The organism is Rhizobium moroccans (assembly GCF_057559155.1).
Genome location: NZ_JBHFJG010000032.1, coordinates 11,430 through 13,843 on the forward strand (window position 1 = coordinate 11,430; position 2,414 = coordinate 13,843).

General features: G+C 63.8%; 3 pseudogenes. 1 reads left to right on the forward strand and 2 read right to left on the reverse strand.

The features are described from left to right. Positions 1-1,122, forward strand: a pseudogene (locus tag ACE04I_RS16640) (hypothetical protein); the annotation flags it as partial. Here the strand turns inward: ACE04I_RS16640 and ACE04I_RS16645 are convergent. Both ACE04I_RS16645 and ACE04I_RS16650 read right to left on the reverse strand, forming a co-directional pair. Further along, positions 1,093-1,998: pseudogene (locus tag ACE04I_RS16645) on the reverse strand (NfeD family protein); the annotation flags it as partial. The pseudogenes ACE04I_RS16640 and ACE04I_RS16645 overlap by 30 nt on opposite strands. 65 nt (positions 1,999-2,063) lie before the next feature. Further along, positions 2,064-2,414 (reverse strand): annotated as a pseudogene (locus ACE04I_RS16650) (TetR/AcrR family transcriptional regulator); the annotation flags it as partial.

Below are 2,414 nucleotides of genomic sequence, written 5' to 3' on the forward strand. Positions count from 1 at the left end.
GCGCTGGGCGGGAACGCCCAAGCCGTTGGGGACGGAGCAAGCTCCATTGGCGTCAACTCGGTTGCACGTGCAGGTGCGGCCGCCTTTGGCCTGAACGCGCGTGCCGACGGAACGAACTCGTTGGCGCTCGGCTATGTTTCCCGAGCGGGCGGGCTGCGGGCCACCGCGCTCGGGTTTGGGGCGAACGCGTCCGGGCTGGATGCCATTGCCCAAGGTAATAGCGCCACCGCAAGCCAGCAGAATTCCATCGCCATCGGCTTCCAGGCGACCTCGACCGCGATCAACGCCATCAATCTTGGCAACCGAACTGCTGCAGGAAAGGGCGCCCTTCAAGAGAGCGCCATCGCCCTCGGCACGGACGTACTGGCGTCTCAGGTCGACGCCATCGCGATCGGGCGCCAAAGCCAATCGACGGGCACGAGCGCCATGGCGATGGGCAGGAACGCTGGCGCCTGGGGCAACCAGTCCATTGCACTCGGCCTCGGCGCGATTGCAGGCGTTCAGGCCAACACGGCTATACCCAACAGCATCGCGATCGGCACCAATGCGGTCTCTTCCGGCACTGCCGGCACCGCGATCGGTACTGCCGCAAATGCAACTGCCGATTTTGGCACAGCACTCGGCAATCAAGCCGTGGCGAGTGGGTTCGGTTCTCTCGCGGCGGGGTCGGGAGCCCAGGCCACAGGTGTCTCCTCCATAGCGCTCGGCAACAATTCTACCGCGAGCGCCCAGAATGCGATCGCAGCCGGTCTCGGCGCTGTTGCCAACTCCGCCGACGCAGTCGCAATCGGCACCAGCTCAACCGCCACCGGCGGCAAGGCCGTCGCGATCGGCTACGACAACACCGCCTATGGCGACGGCGCGGTCGCCATAGGCGATCCGAGCTACGCCAGCGGCACCGGCGCCTTCACGGGTGGTGCGAACAACATCGCCAATGCCGACGGCACGGCGACCGCCACGGCGGCCAATATGGCCAACGGCGTGGTTGCCATCGGTAACGCCAATGTTGCCATCGGCCAGGGTTCCGTGGCGATCGGCAATACGAGCCGTGCGGGCGCGGCCGGGGCGGTTGCCTTCGGTGACGCTGCCGTCGCCACCAATGCCGACGATGTCGCCTGGGGTGAGAAATTCGAAGATGAGGCCGTAGATGCCGACCATCATCAGGATGAGCGCAATGTTCGGATCGGTAATCACCGAAAGAAATCGGGTCCGCCAATCAGGCTCGAAATCCTGGACGGCAAGGCCGGAGGTTTCGAGCCGGACGTCGGTCTGGCCGACCTGTACGACACGACCCTGCGCCTGCGCCAGGAGATCCTCGGTATTGGTCGCCGTGAAGTCGATGACATTTTCGCGCATGGCGGCTTCGGACGAAAGGCTCGCGGCCTCGCGCACGGCACGTTCCGCCCAGTCGGCATTGCGGTTGCGCAATTCCGCAAGACCACGCAGGTAGGCAACCGCATCGTTAATTGCTTTTGCCTCGCCGGCGCTACGAGGAGATTGCTGCGGTGTCCCGTCAGGTTTTTCCGCGGGGTCTTCGGCCGGCTTCGGATCGAACCCGCCGCCAAGCGAGATCGGTGTCGCCGCGCCGAGATTGGTGCCCGGCGCCATCGCTGCGATATGGCTCGCATAGAGAATATACGTGCCGGCGCTGGCGGCTCGTGCTCCGCTCGGCGCTACGAAACCGGCCACCGGCACGGGCGAGGCAAGCACGGTACGAATGATATCGCGCATGGATGTGTCGAGACCGCCGGGCGTGTCCATCTGCAGGATAATCAGGCCGGCCCCATCCTCCTCTGCACGTTGAAAGCCGCGTCTCACATAATCGGCGGTCGCTGGGCCGATGGCGCCGTTCAGTTTCAGCACGATGGCCACCTGCGCGGAAGCCGATGAGAACGGAGTTATCAGACCGATTGCCAACAGAACAAACAACACTGCGGCCATTCGGGACACCGATTGCCAAAAACTTAGACGCCGCATTGTCTTCCGTCGAATGTTCATTCGTTGAAATATATATCAGAGGTCCCGGATGGTAAGGCGGACGCCTTCCGGCGCGGGATTCGATCTTAGAGGTTCCGGGCCTTGACGCCGGCCACGACCTCACTCGTGATCTGCTTCAGATCTTCCGGGGAGGCGCCGTCGCGTGCCTGGACTGAAAGGCCCTGCAGGATGGTGACGAGGTAGCGCGACAGGGATGGGGCGTGATTCCGATCCAGCCAGGGCTCGAGCTTCAGGGCGATGGTGTCGCGCATCATACTTCGGCGCTCCGCCAATTCCCGGGCCAGGGCGGCATGGTCCTCGCCGCACTGGATCATGCCACTCGAAATCATGCAGCCACGTTCTTCGTCGGGATCGGTGACGGCATCGATTGCACGATCGAGGAGGGTTTCGACCGCTTCGTAAAGATTGGCGGTCTC